Annotated in this window: 17 protein-coding genes; 8 read left to right on the plus strand and 9 right to left on the minus strand. The window is 72.2% G+C overall.

What is annotated here, in order from left to right; genetic code table 11:
* The first annotated feature begins 23 nt into the window (after positions 1 to 23).
* From K4L06_RS04930 to K4L06_RS04945, 4 genes are all read left to right on the plus strand, one after another.
* Complete coding sequence (locus K4L06_RS04930) at positions 24 to 713, plus strand: DUF4124 domain-containing protein (RefSeq protein WP_221670336.1); 690 nt, start codon at positions 24 to 26, stop codon at positions 711 to 713.
* On the plus strand, positions 713 to 1,372 hold the full coding sequence (locus tag K4L06_RS04935; protein WP_221670337.1) for a DUF4124 domain-containing protein: 660 nt from the start codon (positions 713 to 715) through the stop codon (positions 1,370 to 1,372). Before K4L06_RS04930 ends, K4L06_RS04935 begins: the two co-directional genes overlap by 1 nt.
* Before the next feature lie 383 nt (positions 1,373 to 1,755).
* On the plus strand, positions 1,756 to 3,114 hold the full coding sequence (legP, locus tag K4L06_RS04940) for a Dot/Icm T4SS effector Zinc-dependent metalloprotease LegP (protein ID WP_221670338.1): 1,359 nt from the start codon (positions 1,756 to 1,758) through the stop codon (positions 3,112 to 3,114).
* Between the two features lie 24 nt (positions 3,115 to 3,138).
* On the plus strand, positions 3,139 to 4,110 hold the full coding sequence (locus K4L06_RS04945; RefSeq protein ID WP_221670339.1) for an MvdC/MvdD family ATP grasp protein: 972 nt from the start codon (positions 3,139 to 3,141) through the stop codon (positions 4,108 to 4,110).
* Here K4L06_RS04945 and K4L06_RS04950 read toward each other — a convergent pair.
* The 3 genes from K4L06_RS04950 to K4L06_RS04960 all read right to left on the minus strand — a co-directional run bounded on the left by K4L06_RS04950 (position 4,094) and on the right by K4L06_RS04960 (position 6,276).
* On the minus strand, positions 4,094 to 4,426 hold the full coding sequence (locus K4L06_RS04950; RefSeq protein ID WP_221670340.1) for a YbaY family lipoprotein: 333 nt from the start codon (positions 4,424 to 4,426) through the stop codon (positions 4,094 to 4,096). The genes K4L06_RS04945 and K4L06_RS04950 overlap by 17 nt on opposite strands.
* 120 nt (positions 4,427 to 4,546) lie before the next feature.
* On the minus strand, positions 4,547 to 5,467 hold the full coding sequence (locus K4L06_RS04955; protein ID WP_221670341.1) for a hypothetical protein: 921 nt from the start codon (positions 5,465 to 5,467) through the stop codon (positions 4,547 to 4,549).
* 32 nt (positions 5,468 to 5,499) lie between these two features.
* Positions 5,500 to 6,276 carry an SDR family oxidoreductase gene (locus K4L06_RS04960; protein WP_221670342.1) on the minus strand — a complete coding sequence of 259 codons (777 nt, stop codon included), beginning with the start codon at positions 6,274 to 6,276 and terminating at the stop codon, positions 5,500 to 5,502.
* A gap of 112 nt (positions 6,277 to 6,388) precedes the next feature.
* On the opposite strand from K4L06_RS04960, the gene K4L06_RS04965 reads away from it, so the two are divergent.
* Entirely contained in the window at positions 6,389 to 6,616 is a 228-nt protein-coding gene (locus tag K4L06_RS04965; RefSeq protein WP_221670343.1) for a hypothetical protein, read from the plus strand.
* Between the two features lie 110 nt (positions 6,617 to 6,726).
* Here K4L06_RS04965 and sppA read toward each other — a convergent pair whose 3' ends face one another.
* A complete protein-coding gene (gene sppA / locus K4L06_RS04970) occupies positions 6,727 to 8,613 on the minus strand; it encodes a signal peptide peptidase SppA (RefSeq protein ID WP_221670344.1) in 1,887 nt (628 codons plus the stop codon).
* Positions 8,614 to 8,807: 194 nt separating this feature from the next.
* Complete coding sequence (locus tag K4L06_RS04975) at positions 8,808 to 10,229, minus strand: MATE family efflux transporter (protein ID WP_221670345.1); 1,422 nt, start codon at positions 10,227 to 10,229, stop codon at positions 8,808 to 8,810.
* A gap of 120 nt (positions 10,230 to 10,349) precedes the next feature.
* On the opposite strand from K4L06_RS04975, the gene K4L06_RS04980 reads away from it, so the two are divergent.
* Both K4L06_RS04980 and K4L06_RS04985 read left to right on the plus strand, forming a co-directional pair.
* The gene (locus K4L06_RS04980; RefSeq protein WP_221670346.1) at positions 10,350 to 11,825 is read left to right on the plus strand and encodes a DUF3667 domain-containing protein; all 1,476 of its coding nucleotides are present in this window, start codon (positions 10,350 to 10,352) and stop codon (positions 11,823 to 11,825) included.
* A gap of 17 nt (positions 11,826 to 11,842) precedes the next feature.
* Entirely contained in the window at positions 11,843 to 12,166 is a 324-nt protein-coding gene (locus K4L06_RS04985; protein ID WP_221670347.1) for a DUF4286 family protein, read from the plus strand.
* 13 nt (positions 12,167 to 12,179) lie between these two features.
* On the opposite strand, the gene K4L06_RS04990 is transcribed toward K4L06_RS04985, so the two are convergent.
* From K4L06_RS04990 to K4L06_RS05000, 3 genes are all read right to left on the minus strand, one after another.
* Complete coding sequence (locus K4L06_RS04990) at positions 12,180 to 12,494, minus strand: antibiotic biosynthesis monooxygenase family protein (protein ID WP_221670348.1); 315 nt, start codon at positions 12,492 to 12,494, stop codon at positions 12,180 to 12,182.
* Positions 12,495 to 12,588: 94 nt separating this feature from the next.
* Complete coding sequence (locus tag K4L06_RS04995) at positions 12,589 to 13,239, minus strand: DUF3106 domain-containing protein (RefSeq protein ID WP_221670349.1); 651 nt, start codon at positions 13,237 to 13,239, stop codon at positions 12,589 to 12,591.
* Positions 13,229 to 14,266: a hypothetical protein gene (locus K4L06_RS05000; protein WP_221670350.1), complete on the minus strand. Its 1,038-nt coding sequence runs from the start codon at positions 14,264 to 14,266 to the stop codon at positions 13,229 to 13,231. Before K4L06_RS05000 ends, K4L06_RS04995 begins: the two co-directional genes overlap by 11 nt.
* Before the next feature lie 443 nt (positions 14,267 to 14,709).
* Here K4L06_RS05000 and K4L06_RS05005 point away from each other — a divergent pair, with 443 nt between their 5' ends.
* A complete protein-coding gene (locus K4L06_RS05005; RefSeq protein ID WP_221670351.1) occupies positions 14,710 to 16,956 on the plus strand; it encodes a primosomal protein N' in 2,247 nt (748 codons plus the stop codon).
* 10 nt (positions 16,957 to 16,966) lie between these two features.
* Here the strand turns inward: K4L06_RS05005 and K4L06_RS05010 are convergent, their stop codons facing one another.
* On the minus strand, positions 16,967 to 18,673 hold the full coding sequence (locus K4L06_RS05010; RefSeq protein WP_221670352.1) for a VanW family protein: 1,707 nt from the start codon (positions 18,671 to 18,673) through the stop codon (positions 16,967 to 16,969).
* Between the last annotated feature and the right edge of the window lie 31 nt (positions 18,674 to 18,704).

Raw genomic sequence — 18,704 nt, forward strand, 5'->3', positions numbered from 1 at the left:
CGCGGCTGGCGCAAGATGCGCGCATGTCGCCCGGCCGCGCCTTCCGCTCTCGTTCGCTCACCGCGCTCGCGCTGTGCTGCGCCGCCGCGTCGGCCGGCGCCGCCGAGGTGACGATCTATCGCTGCACCGATGCGCAGGGCCGGCTGACCCTGCGCGATACGCCCTGCGCCTCCGGTCAGCGCCAGCAGACCCAGACCATGCTGCGTCCGGTCGACCCGCCGCCGCGACCGCCGACGGCGGTACAACCCGCGGCCGCCCCCGCGCCGACCGCGGCCGCGCCGCGACCGCGGGTACTGGTGATACAGCCGCCGCGGCCGATGTACGAATGCGTCACCCCGGACGGCGAGCGCTATACCAGCGATACCTCCGAGGGCAATCCGCGCTGGCTGCCGATGTGGTCGCTGGGCTATCCGGCCTATCCCTCGCGCAATCCGCTCGGCGACCGGGTCGGCGCGCCGCCGCCGCGGCTGGGCGACCCGGATGCGCGCCTGCCGCGCCACGGCCACGGCTACGGCGTGCTCTACGGCGGCAACACCCTGGCCCGCGACGAATGCCATGCGCTGCCGCAGCAGGACGTGTGCGCGCGCCTGCGCGACCGGCGCTATCAACTCGACCGGCGATACAACAGCGCGCTGCAGAGCGAGCGCGCGCAGATCGTCGAGCAACAGCGCGGCATCGACGCGCGCCTGAATACCGATTGCGGAGCGTACTGATGCGAGTGTGGTGGTCCCTGCCCGTTCTGTTGCTGGCCAGCGCCGGCGTTGCCGCCCAAGGCAAGGTCACGATCTATCGCTGCACCGACGCGCTCGGCCAGCTGACGGTGCAGAACGACACGCCCTGCCCCAAGGGCAGCCAGCAGGAGAAGCGAGTGATCGAAGGCGCGCCCAGCTCGTCCGCGCCGCCGACCTTCATCACTGCGCCGGTGGCGCCGATCCCGCAGGCCAATCCCTCGCCGCACCCGCCGGTGTCCTCGCAGCTGCCGTCGGTGACCAAGCCCGCGCCCAAGCCGGCGCCGGCCGCGCCCAAACAGGCAATCGCCGATGCCGACCGGTTGCCGCCGCCGGCGCTGTTCGAATGCCGCACCTACGACAACGGACGCTACCTCAGCGACGACGGCAACCCGCCGCAACGCTGCGCGCCGCTGCAGACCACCGGCCTGGGCACCACCGCCAGCGGCGCCGGCGTGGCCTGCCAGATGGTGACCGACCAGTGTCAGCGCATTCCCGACCAGAGCCTGTGCGAGAACTGGAAGCAGCGCCTGCGCGAGGCCGAGTCGGCGCTGCGCTTCGGCCGCAGCGAAACCCGCGCCGCCGCGCAAGCCGAGGTCGAGCGGATCCAGCGCATCGTGGTCGAGAGCACCTGCGGCCGCTGAGCCGTTCGCAGGCCGCGCCGCGACGGCGCCGCCGTTCGTCGCCGCGGGCGCGATCGCTGTCCGACCGCGCCGGGAGCGCGCGTTGCTATAGCTGGAACCGCGGCGAGCAGAGCGCGGTTCGGCCTCGTCGAAGGACACGACGCGCTGCGCCACGGTGGACGACGCCCAGCTACGGGACGGCATCCCGCTAGAACGGAACGGCGACCGCGCCCGGGCACCGGCGCGCGCACGCTCCGCCCCACCCGCATGAGCCGGACACCGGCGCGCGACCGCGCGGACGCCGGAGTGCGGCCCGAACGCCGCCGCCCGCGGCGATGGCCGCGTGCGCGCCTGCGTCCGCGCGCCGGTCCGCGGCGCGCCGGCGACGCCAGGAGACAGCCCCCATGGCCACCCGCAAAGGCAACGACGACGACAACACCCGCCCGCCCAAGCAAGGCGAATTCCGCGGCGGCGGCCCGGTCCGCACCGCGCTGATCCGCGGCGAGACCTTCCGCGCCAAGGCCGTGCAATACGTCGAGATCGACGGCATGGCGATGTTCGAAGGCGACATCGTCCTGGGCACGGTCGAGGAAGTGGAAGCCGTATCGGACATGCTGCGCGAAGAAGCCTCCGCCGGCGTGGCGATGGCGGTGGCGATCAGCGGCTCGCAGTTCCGCTGGCCGGGTTGCAGGATCCCCTACACCATCGACCCGGGCTTGCCGAACCAGGCCCGCGTCACCGACGCCATCGCGCACTGGGAAGCCAACACCCGCTTCCGTTTCGTGGTGCGGACCAACGAAGCCGACTACGTCACCTTCCGTCCCGGCAGCGGCTGCTCGGCCCAGGTCGGCCGGCGCGGCGGCCAGCAGTTCGTCAACCTCGCCAACACTTGCAGCCTGGGCAACACCATCCACGAGATCGGCCACGTGGTCGGCCTGTGGCACGAGCAAAGCCGCGAGGACCGCGACTCCTTCGTGCGCATCGAGTGGGCCAACATCACCTCCGGCTTCGAGCACAACTTCAACCAGCACATCAGCGACGGCGACGACATCGGCGGCTACGACTACGGCTCGATCATGCACTACCCGCGCAACGCGTTCTCGTCCAACGGCCAGGACACCATCGTGCCGGTCGGCGCGGTGCCGCCGGGCACGGTGATCGGCCAGCGCAACGGCCTGTCGCCGGGCGACATCGCCGCGGTCAACTCGTTCTGCCCGCTGGTCACGATCAAGGAGAAGCTCAAGGAAGCGCCGCTGGACACGCTCAAGGAAAAGACCAAGGAAGTTCCGCTGGACACGCTCAAGGAGAAGATCAAGGAAGCGCCGCTGGATACGCTCAAGGAAAAGACCAAGGAAGCCCCGCTGGACACCCTCAAGGAGCTGCGCAAGGACGTCATCAGCGACACGATCAAGGAGCAGATCGCCGATACGCGCAAGGAAGGCGTGTTCGACCCGGGCCCGACCCTGGCCGAGAACCTGACCACGCCGGGCCGCGGCGCGGTGATCAACCCGGTACTGCCCGGCGGAGTGCGCGGCGCGGTGCCGTTCGCGATCGCCACCGGCGCCGGCGCGCTGCCGGGCGCGGCCGGCGACGGCGGCGCGGGCGATGCGGAGATCGCCGACGCGGTCGTCGCGCTGGATGCGCAATTGCAGCAACTGGCCGAGGAACTGGCCCGCGCCGACGCCGCGCGCGCGGCGTTGCAGGCCCAGTACGACGAAACCGCCGCGCTGCTGGCGCAGATCGCCCAGTCCGGCCAGGGCTGAGCCGCCACCGAGGGAGGACGTGCCGTGATCCTGGTGATATCGCACGACGAGGACATCCACGCCCGGCGCGTGGTCGACCACCTGCAGTCGATGGACCAGCCGGTGCTGTTGTTCGATCTGGCCGAATTGCCGGATCGCGCCACGCTCTCGATCGAGTACGCCGCCGACGCGCGCCCGCGCATCGACTACGCCCGCGCCGGCGGCGAGCGCTACGCCCTGGACCGGGTCAGCGCGGCATGGTGGCGCCGGCCGCAGGCGCCGGACCTGTCCAGCGTCACCGACGCCAACGCGCACCTGTTCACCGCCAACGAATGGAACGAGGCCTTGAACGGGCTGTGGCGGCTGCTCGGCGATGCGCGCTGGATGAACGACCCCGGCCGCGACGACGCCGCCTCGCGCAAGGCCGCGCAACTGCGCGTCGCCGCCGAGCTGGGGCTGAAGGTACCGCGCACCCTGATCAGCTCCGACCCGCAACGGGTGCGCGATTTCGTCGCCGCGCGCGGCCCCGGCGCGACCGTGCACAAGACCTTTTCCTGCACCCATGCGGTGTGGCGCGAGACGCGCCGCTTCGACGACAGCGACCTGCCGCACCTGGACACGGTGCGGCTGGCGCCGGTGATCTTCCAGGAGTTCGTGCCGGCCGACGCCGACATCCGGGTCACCGCGGTCGACGGCCAGCTGTTCGCCGCCGAAATCAAGCTCGACCCGGGCAGCGCCGCGGCCGCCGCCGGCGCGGTCGACTTCCGTCCCAACCTGGGCGACGCCGAGGTGCGCGAGCACGCTCTGCCGGAAGCGCTGCGCGAACGCCTGCGCGCGCTGATGCGCAAACTGGGCCTGGTCTACGGCGCGATCGACCTGCGCCGCACGCCGGAAGGCGAGTACTACTTCTTCGAGGTCAATACCGCCGGCGAGTTCTTGTTCATCGAACACCGTACCGGTCAGCCGATCGCGCGCGCGGTGGCCGACTGGCTGGCCGGGGTCAGTCGATCCGCTTGACCTGCAGGGTCAGCGCGTCGTCGCCGGCGCGCAGCGGATAGGACTGCACGGTAACGTAGTCGCCCCGGCCGAGGCGGCCGTCGCCGTCGCTGTCGACGTGCACCCACCAGGTGGCGTCGGCGGCGTCGATCAGGTCGTCGGCGATCTCGACCTGCAACGGCAGCGACTGGGCGTGTTCGGGCACGGTCTGCGCCCATTCGTCGAGCACCCGCGCCGGCGCGTCCTCGAACGAGGTGTCGCGCAGCTGCACGCTGACCGCACTGCCGGCGGGCAGTTCGGCGCCGTCGGCGGCGACGATGGTCAGGGCGAGACGCATGGCCGCAGTATACGCCCGCGGTTCGCGCCGCAACGGCGCGCCGCGGCGCCGCCGCCGAACGGTCGCGCGCTGCGTCGATGCGCGGGGTTCGCCGGCCGGGGCACCGCTTCGGCCGCGGCCTCAGCAGCCGCCTCCGCCGTCCAGCGCCTGCCAGGACCCGCCCTCGCCGCCGGAACGCAGCAGTCGGTGGCTCCAGCTTTCGTACTGCTGGACCTCGAACAGGAAGTCGGGGGCGCCGTCGCGGTCGAGGTCGGCGAAGTCCAGCGCTTGGTGGCGCGGCTCCATGCCCTCGCAATCGGCGCAGGACGCGGTCGAGACCCAGGCCCTGCGGCGCCAGCCGCGATCGTCCGCCTCGCGCGCGAACAGCGCCACCGCGCCGATCCGTTCGCGCGCATCGTCCGCGCCGGCGTCGAACTCCGCGTCCAGGGTCAGCAGCGCCCAGCGGCGTTGCGGCGCGCGCGCATCGGCGACCAGCCACAACTCGCGCCGTCCCGCGGCCTCGCCGTCGCGCCGCCACTGGGCCACGGCCTGGCGCAGGCGCTGCGGCCGCTCGACCCGGCCCGGCACCGCCATCGCCACCAGTTCGGCCAGCAGTTCCTCGCGCTCGGCGGCCGTCGCCGCGCGGCGCTGCAGGCGCTGCTCCGGATTGAGATCGAAATCGGCCAGCCAGGCGCCGTGCTCGCCCAGCGCGGGCGCCTCGTCGCCGGGCGCGAACGCGAGCCGGTCCGGCTCGCTGCAGCCCAGGTCGGAACCGGCGATGCGGCGCAGCGGACGCGCCCGGCCGCGCGCCTGGCCATCGGCGTAAACGCGCAGCTCGCGGCCCAGCCAGGGCGCTGCGGCGGAATCGTCGCCGGCGTCGCCGAGCGCCAGCGAGAACGGATATTCGCCCGCGTGCTGGTGGTCGGCGCCGATCCACAGCGCGGTGCCCGCCTCGGGCGCGCGCAATGCGGCCTCGCCGGCCTCGGCCGCGATTGCGGCAGCGCCGGCGTGGGCGAGAGTCGCGCCGGCCAGCGCCAGCACCGTCGATGCCATCCACCGCATGTCCGCCTCCTTGCCCGCGCCCGCGGCGCGAATCAGAAACCGTAACGCTGAAAACCGCCGTCGACCGCGATGCATTCGCCGGTGATGTAACCCGAGGCCGGCAGGCACAGGAAGGCCACCGCCGCGGCCACCTCTTCCGGCTCGCCGATCCGGCCCAGCGGCGTGCGCAGCAGCACCTCGTCCAGGTAATCGGGATCGGCCAGCTTGTCGGAGGTGCGGCGGGTGCGGATGTACCAGGGCGCGACCGCGTTGACCCGGATCCCGTCCTCGGCCCATTCCACCGCCAGGTTGCGGGTCATCTGGTGCATCGCCGCCTTGCTCATGCCGTAGGGCGAACCGGTGCGCACGTGCAGGTTGCCGGACACGCTGCCGACGTTGACGATGCTCGAGGCCGCATGCCGGGTCAGCAGCGCATGCGCGTAGCGCGACAGTTCGAAGGCCGAGAACAGGTTGATCTCGAAGATCTGCCGCCACTCGTCCTCGGTGTAGTCGTTGGTCGGCTTGCTGAGGTTGCCGCCGGCGTTGTTGACCAGGATGTGCAGGCCTTCGCCGAAGTCCTCGACCCAATCCAGCAGTTCGCGCCGCTGCTCGTCGTCGGCGACGTCGGCGACGAAGGCGTGGATGTCGCGCTCGGGATAGTCCTCGACCAGTTCGGCGCGCGCCGACTCCAGCGCGGTGGCGTCGCGCGCGGCCAGCAGCACGTCGGCGCCGAAGCCGAGCAGCTCGCGCGCGATCGCCCGGCCGATGCCGGCGCTGCCGCCGGTCACCAGGGCCAGCTGTCCGTCCAGGCGCCAACGTTTCGGGTCCATAGCCTTCTCCAGATCTGCGCGGAATGGGTTGCGTGGAACGGCTTGCATGAAATCGGGCGCGCCGCCGGCGCGACCGGCGTAGCATAACGGCCAGCCGACCGAGGATGCCGCCATGACGCCTTGCCGCACCCTGCCTCTCGTGATCGCCGTCGCCGCGCTGGGCGCGCTGTCGGCGTGCAGCAAACCGCAACCGCCGGAAAAAGAACGCCCGGTCGAACCGCAGGCGACCCAGCTGCGCGACGCAATCCAGCAACCGCTGGAACAGGCCAAGGGCACCGAGGACGCGGTCGACCAGGGCGCGCAGCGCCAGCGCGACGCGATCGAAGCCGCCGGCGGCTGAGTCCCGCCGCACGACCGCCATCCCTTAACGAAAACGGGCCGCCGTAGCGACCCGTTTCGGCGACGCTGCGGCGGCCCAGACCCGGCCGCCGCCGTCATCGGGCGACTGGCTTACAACTCGCAGAAGCAATACGCCAGCGACTTCACCGGCACGCCGCGGGTCGGCACCGCAGCGCTCTGCAGGAAGCGCAGGTCCGCCGCCGCCTGCGGCATCGCCTTGACCAGCAGGCCGCGGGCGAAGTCCGATTGGCCGAGCATGGCGCTGCCGGCGCGGCTCTGGGCGAAGTTGGCGAAGAAGCGCTCGAACGGGGTCGGCATCTTCTCCACGTAGCGCACCCGGTACTCGCCGGCCTTGCCGAGCTTGGCCCGCTTGGCGACGTCGTCGACCGCATCGGACAGACCGCCCAGCGCGTCGACCAGGCCGCGTTCCTTGGCCTGCGCGCCGCTCCACACCCGGCCGCGCGCGACCGCATCGATCTCCGCCACCGGACGCTTGCGCGCGTTGGCGACGCGGCCGGTGAAATCGGCGTAGCCCTTGTTGATCACGCTCTGGATCACGCTGCCGACTTCCGGCGCCAGCGGCCGGGTGATGTCGAACGCGCCGGCCAGGCGAGTGGTGCCGACGCCGTCGGTGTGCACGCCGATCTTCTCCAGCGCGCGCGGCACGGTCGGGATCATGCCGAAGATGCCGATCGAGCCGGTGATGGTCGAAGGATCGGCGTAGATCCGATCGGCGTTCATCGAGATCCAGTAACCGCCGGACGCGGCCAGGTCGCCCATCGACACCACCACCGGCTTGCCGGCGGCCTTCAGCGCGACCACTTCGCGGCGGATCTGCTCGGAGGCGAACACTTCGCCGCCGGGCGAATCCACCCGCAGCACCAGCGCCTTCACGTTTTCGTCCTCGCGCGCTTCGCGCAGCAGGGCCGCGGTCGATACGCCGCCGATCGTGCCCGGCGGCTGCTCGCCGCCGGTGATTTCGCCCTCGGCCACCACCACCGCCACCTGCGGACGCTGGTCGGCCGGGTTGATCACCCGATCCAGGCTGGCCACGTAGGCCTCGAGGGAAATCTGCCGGAAGCCGCCTTCGGCGTCCTCGTCGGCGACGCCGCGCTTGGTCAGCAGTTCGTCGACTTCGCCGCGGGTCTTCAGGCCGTCGACCAGCTTCTGCTGCAGCGCGTACTTGCCCAGGTCGCCCTGGACCGCGTCCAGCCGCTCGGGCAACTGGTCGATGCTGGCGGCGAGCTGGGCCGGGTCGAGCTTGCGCGCCTTGGCCACGTCGCCAAGGTAGCGCGACCACAGATCGTTCATCCAGAACAGGTCGGCGGTCTTGGACTCTTCCGAGGCCGCGTCGAGGATGTAGGGCTCGGCGGCGGACTTGAACTCGCCGACCCGGAACAGGTGCACGTCGACGCCGAGCTTGTCCTGCAGGCCTTCGCGGTAGTACTGGCGATAGCGGCCGAGGCCTTCCAGCAGCATGCCGCCCATCGGGTCCAGGTACAGCTGGTTGGCCTGGGCCACCACCAGGTACTGCTTCTGGTCCATGGCTTCGGAGAAGGCGATCACTTCCTTCTTGCTCTCGCGCAGGCGCGCGACCGCGGCGGCGACCTCGCGCAGCGAGGCCATGCCCGAGGCCTGCAGCTTGTCCAGGCGCAGCACCACGCGCTCGATCCGCTTGTCGTCCTTGGCCGCGTCCAGCGCGCGCAGCAGGTCGCGCAGCTGCACTTCCTCGTTGCGGTCGCCGAAGGCCTTGCCGAGCGCGCGCGAGGCCGGATCGGAGCTGTACTGCTCGACCAGGTTGGCCTCCGGTGCGATCACCAGGGTGGTGCGCTCCAGCAGCGGCTCGGGCCGGCCGCCGAACATCACCGCCAGGGCGAAAAACAGCAGCACACCGAAAAACACCAGGTTGAAGAACAACCGGCGGGTGAAATTCATCGCATCCCAGGCGCCGACGATCAGCCGGGCCAAAGGCCCGCGGGACGAGGCGGTATCGTTCATTTGCAGAAGCTCCATGAATACGCGCCCAGCCTAACCGGGCCGGGGCCGGGTTTCACCCGCCATTCGTAAGGGCTACGAGCGGGAATGGGGAATGGGGAATGGGGAATCGTTATAAAGCGGACAAACCGCAAAAGTTTCCCGCCCGCCGGTCCCGGCTTTTCCGATTCCCGATTCCCCATTCCCGATTCCCGGCCTCAAGTGCACCCCGTCTCATGCGGGTCCAGCTCGTGCGGGTGCTCGGCGGCGATGCGGCGGGACAGGGCGTCGGGGGCGCTGGAACGCAGCAGGCGCAGGCCCAGCAGCACCGCGGCCACGGTCAGGCCGGCGATCAGGCCGATCCACATGCCCTTCGGTCCCCAGCCCAGGCCCAGGCCGAGGCCGGCGCCGACCGGCATGCCCACGCCCCAATAGGCCAGGGCGGCCAGCAGCATCGGCATGCGGGTGTCCTTGAGCCCGCGCAGGGCGCCGGCGGACAGCACCTGGACCCCGTCGGGAAACTGGAACATCGCCGCGTAGAACAGCAGCGAGGCGGCCAGGGCGGCGACCGCGGCGTCGCGGGTGTAGAAACTCACCAGCAGATCGTTGGCGCTGAGCAGAACGATGCCGGACATCAGCTGGGTGCCGATCACGATCGCGTAGCCGGCCCAGATCGCCCGCCGCACCCCGTCGACGTCGCCGCGGCCGAGCGCGTGGCCGACCCGCACCGTGGTCGCCTCGGCCAGCGCCATCGGCACCATGAAGCACAGCGCCGACAGGTTGATCGCGATCTGGTGCGCCGAGGCCTGGACCTCGCCGAGGCGGCCGATCAGCAAGGCGGTGACGATGAACAGACTGCCTTCCATCAGCACGGTCACCCCGATCGGCAGGCCGGTGGCGAGCAGGCCGCGGATGGTCGGCCAGTGCGGACGGTCGAAGCGCGCGAACAGGCCCAGGTCGGCGAACCGGCGCGCCCGGCGCAGAACCAGGAAGAAACCGATCGCCTGCACCCACAGCATCGCCGCCGAGGCGATGCCGAGCCCGCCGGCGCCGAGTTCGGGCAGGCCGAACTCGCCGAAGGTCAGCACGTAGCCCAGCGGCAACAGCACCAGCAGGCCGCCGGCGCTGAGCAGCATGGTCGGCAAGGTCCAGTGCAGGCCCTCGCTGAGGTAGCGCATGCAGAAGAACAGGGTCAGCGCCGGCACGCCCCAACGGATGCCGTGCAGGAAAGCCTGCGCGCCGGGAATGATTTCCGGCGCGATGCCCATCGCGCCGAGCGCATAGGGAATCGCGGTCAGGAACGCGAACAGGAACACGCTCAGCAGCGCCGCCAGCCACATCGCCTGGCGGAACAGCGCGCCGATCTCGCCGCGGCGGCCGGCGCCTTCCAGCTGCGACACCGACGGCGGCACCGACAGCAGGGTGCCGATCGGCACCATCATCGGCAGCCACCACAGCGCGGTGCCGATGGTGACCGAGGCCAGGGTGGTGGTGCCGTGGTGGCCGGCCAGGGTGTTGTCGACGAAGCCGATCAGGCCGGTCGAGACATGGCCGGCGACCAGCGGCGCGGCCAGAACCACGGTGGTGCGGATCTCGCCGGGCAGGCCGGAGCGCGAGACGGAGGGGGATGACGCGGACATCGGGGAACCCAACAGCACGACTGCGGCCGCGCATCCGGTCTAGGGCGCTGGCGCCGGGTCGCGGCGGAGGGCTATCTTACCCGCTCGAAAGTGAAGGCCGGGGAGCCTCGTTCGTCACTCATGAGCGCAAGCGCAGGTTCCGCCCACGGCCATGGCGATCTCAGCCATTGCGAGAACTGTCACGCCGAATTGCACGGCGAGTTCTGTCACGCCTGCGGGCAGTCGGTGCACAACCCGATCCGTCACGTCGGCCACGCCCTGGAAGAGGTGTTCGAGTCGTTCTGGCACCTGGACGGGCGCATTTTCCGCACCTTGCGCGATCTGCTGTCCCCGGGCCGGGCCGCGGCCAACTACATCCGCGGCCACCGCATGCGCTACGTGCCGCCGCTGCGGCTGTTCGTGGTGCTGTCGGTGCTGACCTTCTTCGTCGCCAAGTTCGCGATCCACTTCGACGATAACCAGCGCCTGATCAGCTTCAACGACGTCCAGGGCCCTACCGTGCGCCTGGGCAACACCAAGAAGCAGTTCCGCGAGGCCGACTCGGTGCTCGAGGTCGAGGCCTTGCGCACGCGCATGGTCAAGGAGCTGGAACTGGCCCGGCAGTCGGTGCCGGAGGCGGCGCGCAGCCCGATCCAGAAATCGATCGAGGGCGTGCAGCGCCAGGCCGACAAGCGCATCGAAGCGCTGCGCGCGCTGCAGAGGCTCGACGACGCCGAGGTCGCCAAACAAAAAGCCCAGGGCCAGCGCGAAGGCGGCGCCGCGGCCGCCGGCTCGGTGCAGGCGGCCGAAACCATGGGCGCAGTCGAGCAATGGCGCAACCGCCAGATCGCGCCCCTGCAGGCGCAGCTGAGCAAGCTCGCGCCGGCCTCGCCGCAGGCCTTCGAACTGGCCAAGCAGATCCGCCGGACCAACGCCGAAGCCGGTTGCCGCGTCGCCGCCCTGCAGCAGGCGCATGCGGAAGTCAGCGAAGGCCGGGCGGCGCGCAAGTCCGACCGCGACCGCTACGGCGATGCCGACTGCGACGACATCCACGATCCGCTGAGCTTCAACGGCAAGCCCTGGGACGCGCAGACCAACCCGCTGGTGTCGCCTTACCTGCCCAAGTTCGCCAACGACTGGCTCAACCGCCAGGTCGGCATCGGCCAGACCAACATCAGCCGGCTCAGCAAGGAGCCGTGGCGCTACATGAACACCCTGATCGGCGCGATTCCGTCGGCGCTGTTCCTGATGGTGCCGATGTTCGCGCTGCTGCTGAAGCTGGCCTACCTGGGTTCGGGCCGCGGCTATCTCGAGCATCTGGTGGTCGCGCTGTACAGCCACGCCTACCTGTGCCTGGTGTTCCTGGCGATGTTCCTGCTGACCCTGCTGGGCGGCGCGATCGCGCCGCACTGGCCCGCGTTCGGCATCGTCGGCGGCACCGCGATCGGCCTGCTCTGGCTGTGGATGCCGATCTACCTGCTGATCATGCAAAAGCGCGTGTACGGCAACGGCTGGCTGCTGACCCTGGTGCGCTACAGCGTGATCGGTTCGCTGTACTTCGTGATGCTGAGCATCGCCGCCGTCGCCCTGGCGGTGACCACGATCGTGCGGATGTGAGCGCGGACCGAACCGCCATGAGCGCGAACCAGGCCGAGGTCGTGTACGAAGTCTCGCTCGAGGTCGATGCGGCGATCGAAGCCGAGTACCTGGCCTGGCTGCGCGCGCACATCGACGAGATCTGCGCCCTGCCGGGGTTTCTCGGCGCGCAATGGTTGCGGGTCGAGGAGCCGGCCGCCGCCGCGGGCCGCTTCGGCCTGTGCGTGCAGTACCGCCTGCGCGATCGCGCCGCGCTCGAGGACTACCTGCGCGAGCACGCGCCGCGCCTGCGCGCGGACGGCGTCGCCCGCTTCGGCGGACGCTTCCAGGCCAGCCGGCGGATTTTGCAGCCGCTGGCTTGAACCCGGACCGCGCTCAGGCCGCCGGCTTGCGCGCGGCCACGCCGCCGACCCGGTAGTGGCGCATCTCTTCGATCGCGCCGATGTAGCCGCGGATCGCGGCCAGGAAGTCGGCGAAGCCGGCGCTCTTGCGGAAGCCTTGCAGGTGGCCGTCGACGCTGTCCCATTCGATCCGCAGCAGGTAGCACGCGGGTTCGTCGACGCAACGCGACAGCTCGTAGGCCAGGCAGTGCGGCGAGGCGTCCAGCACCTGCGCGGCGCGCGCATAGTCGCGCTCGAACGCCTCGCCGGCGTCGGCCGGCAGGCGGTAACGGATGTACTCGACGATCATGCGCGAAGCCCGGTGGCCGACGGAGCGCCGACTCTAGCCCGCGGCCGCGACGAGGGCCGTCGCAGTCTGTAGCGGCGCCGACCCGGTCACGGTTTCAGCGCTGCAGGGCGTCCTGCAGCCAGGCGCCGCGGCTGGCCGCCGGCGCCGCCAGCAGCTCGCCGCGCAACCTGGCGCGTTCCTGCGGCGGAGTGCGCTGGACCAGCACCGCCAGATCCTTGCGCTGCTGCGCGCTCAGGCCGTGCAGCGCGGCCAGCAAGGCGGCGTGCTGCGGCGCCGGCAGCTGCGCCAGCAGCGGCTGCAGCGCGGGATAGTCGGCGCCCAGTTGCGGGCCGAGCAGCCAACCGTGGCGTTCGCTGCCGTCGAGCGCGTCGAAACGGGCGCGCAGCGCCTGCTGTTGCTCCGGCGGCAGCGCGGCGTAGCGCGCCGCGGCGGCCTGGACCTCGGCCCGGTCGCCGGCGCTCAGGTTCTGCCAGGCCCGGTAACGCTCGCGCACCGCGCCGCGTTCGCCGGCCGGGCGTTGCTCCCATTGCGCCGCGCGCTGGCCGAACTGGCGCCGCTCGCTCTCGTTCCAGCTGTCCCAGCGCGCGCCCTGCGCCTGCAGGCGGGCGCGGGCCTCGGCCGGCAACCGCGACAGGGTCTGTTCCAGATCCGGCGGCAAGGCCGCGGCGGCGCCGGCCAGGGCGATGACGACCAGGCCCAAGGCGGCCCGCGCCGGCCAGCGGCGGGTGCTGCGGTCACGGCGCATCGGCGCTCTCCAGGTCCTGGGTTTCGCTGCCGGTGGCGGGCGCCGCCGGCGTCGACGACGGGTCGACGGCGGCCGGGTCGGACGACGGCTCGGCCGGCACGATCCGGCCGGCGTCCAGCGCCGCCAGCCAGCTGTGGAAGGCCAGATCCGCCGCGGCGGCTTCGCCGGCCGGGTCGGCGATCAGTTCGAAATCGCGGTGGGCGATCAGCCCGGATTCGCGCTGGTAGCGTTCGGCCGGAGCCGAGGCGGCGGGCAGCGGCTCGATCTCGATCCGGTCCGACCCGGCCAGCCAGCGTCCGGCCGGGCCCTCGCTCCAGAAGGTCGCCGCGAACGCCAGCGCGCAGGCGGCCAGGCCGCTCCACAGCAGCGGCATCAGCCAGCGCGGGCGGGCCGGCGCGGCAGCGGCGGCGCGGCGTCCGGCCGGGGCGGTCGCGGCCGGCTCGCCGCCCAGCGCCGTCTCGCGCGCCTGGCTCAGCCGTTGCAGGCGCTCCGCCGGCAAGGTCTTGATCCGGCGGTGGACCTGTTCGCGCAGCTGCTGCCAGGCCACCGGGTCGGCGCGGCCGTCGGCATGGCGCGGCAGGGCGCGCTGCAGGGCCAGGCGATAGCTAGGCGCAGCCACGCCCAGCGCCGCCGCGGCCTCGTTCTCGTCCAGCCCGGCGGCCAGGCGCAGCAGCAGCGCCGCGCGCGGCCCGCTGCCGAGCTCGGCCAGCCGGTCGGTGGCTTCGAGCGCGATCGCCACCGGGGTGCGGTGGCGCAGGCCCGGCTGGGTCAGCAGCAGCGACCAGAACCGGCTCGGCCATTCGCCCAGCGCCGCTTGTGCGGCGATCGGGCGGAACTGGGCCATCGCCGCGGCCAGCGCGGCGTCGCCGGCAGCGGCATCGCCGGCCTGCAACTCGGCCAGTACCGCGCCGCGCCGTTCGACGCCGCGCAGGAAGGCGGACAGGGCGGCCGGCGGGCCGGAACGCGGGCCCGAACCGGGGCCGGCGGCGGTCGCGGCGGGGGCCGCGGCGGGGGACTTCGAACTCATCGGAACGGCTTCACCATACGCCGCATCATAGCGAGGCAGGGCGCGCACAAAACGCTTGACAAGCGCCCGATCCGGCGCCGCGCAAAGCCCGGCGCGGCTCGCGGCCCAAATGCGGTTGTGCACAGCAGTAATGGAATCGTCACGAAGCCACACTTTGCCCGGTACGGAACCCGCATTACAGCGATGTTTCACACCTAAGCCGATGATTCCAAAGAAAATAACCGCTGTGGCTATTTTTTCACCAACCTAACCCTTCCCTGTATTTGCATGCACTCGAAGACCCCCGCGGGCCCGCCATGCACAGATTTATCCACAGACCGTGTGGATAAGGGAAAAACCCCTTGGCACACCATCACTTGCGTGATTTTTGTCACGTAACCGGGAGCAATGGTCCGCAACTGCTTCGCCTGCCGCCGGCGCGGCGCTGTCGCTAGACTGGGCCGATGCCCGAAGCCCCGTTTCCGCCGCCGCAGACCGTCTGGCGCGTCGCCCTGCCCCTGCCGTTGCCGCGCCTGTTCGACTACCTGCCGCCGGCCGGCGAGACCGGACCGGACGCGATCGGCTGCCGGGTGCAGGTGCCGTTCGGGCGGCGCGAACTGGTCGGGGTGGTCGCCGAGGTCGGCGCGCCCGAGTTCGACGGCGACGGCGCGGCGCTCAAGACCGCGCTGGCCCGGCTCGACCCGGCGCCGCTGCTGCAGGGCGAACTGCTCGAGTCGCTGCGCTGGCTGGCGCGCTACACCCACGCCCCGCTGGGCGAGGTCCTGGCCACCGCCCTGCCCGGGCCGCTGCGCCACGGCGAGCCGCTGCCGGACACCCACGCCTGGGCCTGGTGCGCGACCGAGGCCGGGGCCGCCGAGCGCGAGCGGCTGCGCGCCGGCAAGCCGCGCCGGCTGGCCGATCTGCTGCACGATCACGGCACGCTCGACGAAGATCGCCTCGACAACCTGTTCGACGGCTGGCGCGAGGCGGCCCGCAGCCTGGCCAAGCGCGGTCATGCCGAGCGCATCGCGGTGCCGGCCCTGGCGCAGGCGCCGCAGCCGCAGCCGGGCCCGGCGCTCAACGACGAACAACAGGCCGCGGTCGACGCGGTGCTGGCCGCCGAGGGCTTCAACGCCCTGCTCCTGGACGGCGTCACCGGCAGCGGCAAGACCGAGGTCTACCTGCACGCCATCGCCGACTGCCTGGCGCGCGGCAAGCAGGCCCTGGTGCTGGTGCCGGAGATCGGCCTGACCCCGCAGACCCTGGCGCGCTTCCGCGCCCGCCTCGGCGTGCCGGTGCACGCCCTGCATTCCGGGCTCGGCGACGGCGAACGCGCCCGCACCTGGGCCGCGTTCGCGCGCGGCGAGGCGCGGGTCGCGGTCGGCACCCGTTCGGCGGTGTTCCTGCCCCTGTCCGAGCCGGGCCTGATCGTGATCGACGAGGAACACGACGCCAGCTTCAAGCAGCAGGACGGGATCCGTTACCACGCCCGCGACTTCGCCCTGGTCCGGGCCAAGGCCCTGGACGTGCCGGTGCTGCTCGGCAGCGCGACCCCGTCGCTGGAGTCGCTGCGCAACGCCCAGGCCGGCCGCTACGGCCATCTGCGCCTGCAGCGCCGCGCCGGCCAGGCGCAGGCGCCGCGGGTGCGGGTGGTCGACGTGCGCAAGCGCCCGCTCGAAGCCGGCCTGTCGCCGGAGCTGTTCGAACGCGTCCACGCCGAGCTGCGCGCCGGCGGCCAGGTGCTGGTGTTCAAGAACCGCCGCGGCTATGCGCCGGTGCTGCTGTGCCACGACTGCGGCTGGAGCGCGCACTGCCCGCGCTGCAGCACCCCGCTCAAGGGCACGCCGATGACCGTGCACGGCGGCGGCCGGCGCCTGCAATGCCACCACTGCGGCACCCGCCGGCCGGCGCCCGACGCCTGCCCCGACTGCGGCGGCCTGGCCCTGCAGTCGCAGGGCGCCGGCACCGAACGGATCGAGGAATCGCTGGCCGCGCGCCTGTCCGACTTTCCGGTGCTGCGCATCGACCGCGGCAGCACCCAGAAGCGCGACGCGCTGGAAAAACTGCTGGCGCAGTTCGGCACCGCGCCGGGCGTGCTGGTCGGCACCCAGATGCTGGCCAAGGGCCACGACTTGCCCAACCTGACCCTGGTCGCGGTGGTCGGCATCGACGAAGGCTTGTTCAGCGCCGACTTCCGCGCCCCGGAAAAACTCGCCCAGTTGCTGATCCAGGTGGCCGGCCGCGCCGGCCGCGCGAACAAGCCCGGCGAAGTGCTGCTGCAGACCCACCACCCCGACCATCCGCTGCTGCACACGCTGTTGTCGGGCGGCTATGCCGCTTTCGCCGAGACCGAGCTGGCCCAGCGCGAGGCCGCCGAGTTCCCGCCGTTCGCGCACATGGCGCTGATCCGCGCCGAAGCGCAGCAGGTCGAACTGGCCAATGCGTTCCTGGCGATGGCGCGGCGCGAACTCGAGCGCGCCGCCGCCGCGCGCCGCGGCGACGGCGACGCGCGCGCGCTGGAGATCAGCGGCCCGGTGCCGGCGCCGATGCCGCGCCGCGCCGGCTACTTGCGCGCGCAGCTGATCCTGTCGGCGCCGCAGCGGCGCAGCCTGCACGCCGCGCTCGACGCGGCGCTGCCGGCGATCCACGCCGCGCCGGAAACGCGCAAGGTGCGCTGGTCGCTGGACGTGGATCCGGCCGACCTGTACTGAGCGGCGCCGCTCAGGCCAGGGCGTCGCGCACCGCGCTGCGCAGGCCGTCGACGTCGCCGGCCTCCACCCGCCGCCAGGGCAAGGCCTCGCCGAGCCCGCAGGCCGGCGTCGCGACCACCGGAATGCCGCTGGCGATCGCACTCAGCAAGGCCCGCGGCTGGTGTTCGACCCAGGCCGGCAAGACCACCGCATCGGCTTCGCTCAAGCCCTGCGCATAGCTGGCGACGCGGCGCAGGCGGGCGCGGCCGGGATCGAGGCCGCGCTCGCCGTCGCCCGGCGGCAGCAGGATCTCGACCTCGTCGCCGCGCAGCGCTTCGAGCAGTTCGTGGATGCCTTTGCGCGCCAGCGCCGAAGCGGCGAACAGCGCCCGCGGCGGCGCGCCGACCGCGCGCGGCAGGCGCTGCAACGCCGTCGGCAACGCCCAAGCCAGGGCGCTCGCGCGCGCGCCGGCCAGCTGCAGCACCTGCGCATGCGGACTCAGCCAGGCCTGCGCGCCGAGCAGGCCCTGCCACTCGTCTTCGATCAGCTGCGGATCGGCGCGGAAATCGCGCAGCGAAGCGCATTGCGGCCGGCGCCGCACCGCGCGGTCGAGTTCGTCCTGCAAGGCCGCCATCGGCAATGCGGTCATCAGCACCGCATAACGGCGCCCGGCCAGTTCGCCGTCGCGCCACAGGAACGGCAGCAGACTCTGCGGCAGCACCAACTCGACGTCGCGCGCCTGCAGGCGCCGGGCCAGATCGCGCGCATGCCCCTGCAGCTGCGCCAGCCGCACCTGCGGCAAGGCCTGGCCGCGCCGGCGCCGATAGCGCCAGGCCAGCGACTGCGCCACGCGCCGGTGCGCGGCCTGCGCCGGCAGCGCCGCGCCGCCGGCGCCGAACACGCGGTCGCCTTCGCCGCGCTGGTCCTGCAGATGTTGGCGGAACTCCGGCCAGGCCTCCTCGATCCACCAGGTCCGGCGCAGACCGCGCGCGGACGGCCCGGTATGACGATGGCATTCGGTCTGGCCGCAGCTGCCGCAATCGTTGACCACCGAGGTCGCGCGCCGCGGCGACGGCGCCAGCGGCAGGGCGGCCTGCATCTGCGCCCGGGCGCGGATGCGCAAGCGCAAGCGCTGCGCATCCATCGTCACTTCCAGGCGCCAGGCGAACGGCGCACGCAGGCGCAGGTCGAGGTAATTCCAGAACACGGTCGCGTCGCGGTCCTGCTCGGCCAGCGAACCCGGCAGGGTGCGCGAATGGCGGTGGCGTTCGACCACCTCCAGGCCGGCGCGCACCGCGCTGTCGTACAAGGCGTTGGACAACTGGCACAGGCCGCCGCCGATCGCCGGAATCACGCAGCCCTCGCGCAGCTCGCGGCCGCTGACGTAGCCGCGCGCGCGGGTCGCGCGGCCGACCTGCTTCCAGAAACCGAACACCGCCCCGGCCGGCACCTCGATGCCGTCGAGCCGGCGCAACGCCACGCGCAGGTTCTGCAGTTTGCCGGCGACCAGCAACGGGTCGGCCTCGTCGCGAGGCCACAGCGCGCCGTCGAACTCGGCCAACACCGGCGCGTCGCGCAACGCGGGCGAAGGCGCATGCGCGCGCGGGCGCTGCGGATCGCGCGCATCGCGCCAGAACCGGATCGTGCGCAGGCCCCAGGCCTTGCAGGCGAACAGCAAGGCCTGGCGGCGGGTCGGCAGGTCGCTGCGGGCGGGCGGCGGAAGCGTGACCGTGCTCATTTCGTCCTTGAAGAGGTGTCGATCCTGGGCG

Origin of the sequence: Lysobacter sp. BMK333-48F3, assembly GCF_019733395.1 — a bacterium.
Taxonomy (GTDB): Bacteria; Pseudomonadota; Gammaproteobacteria; order Xanthomonadales; family Xanthomonadaceae; genus Lysobacter.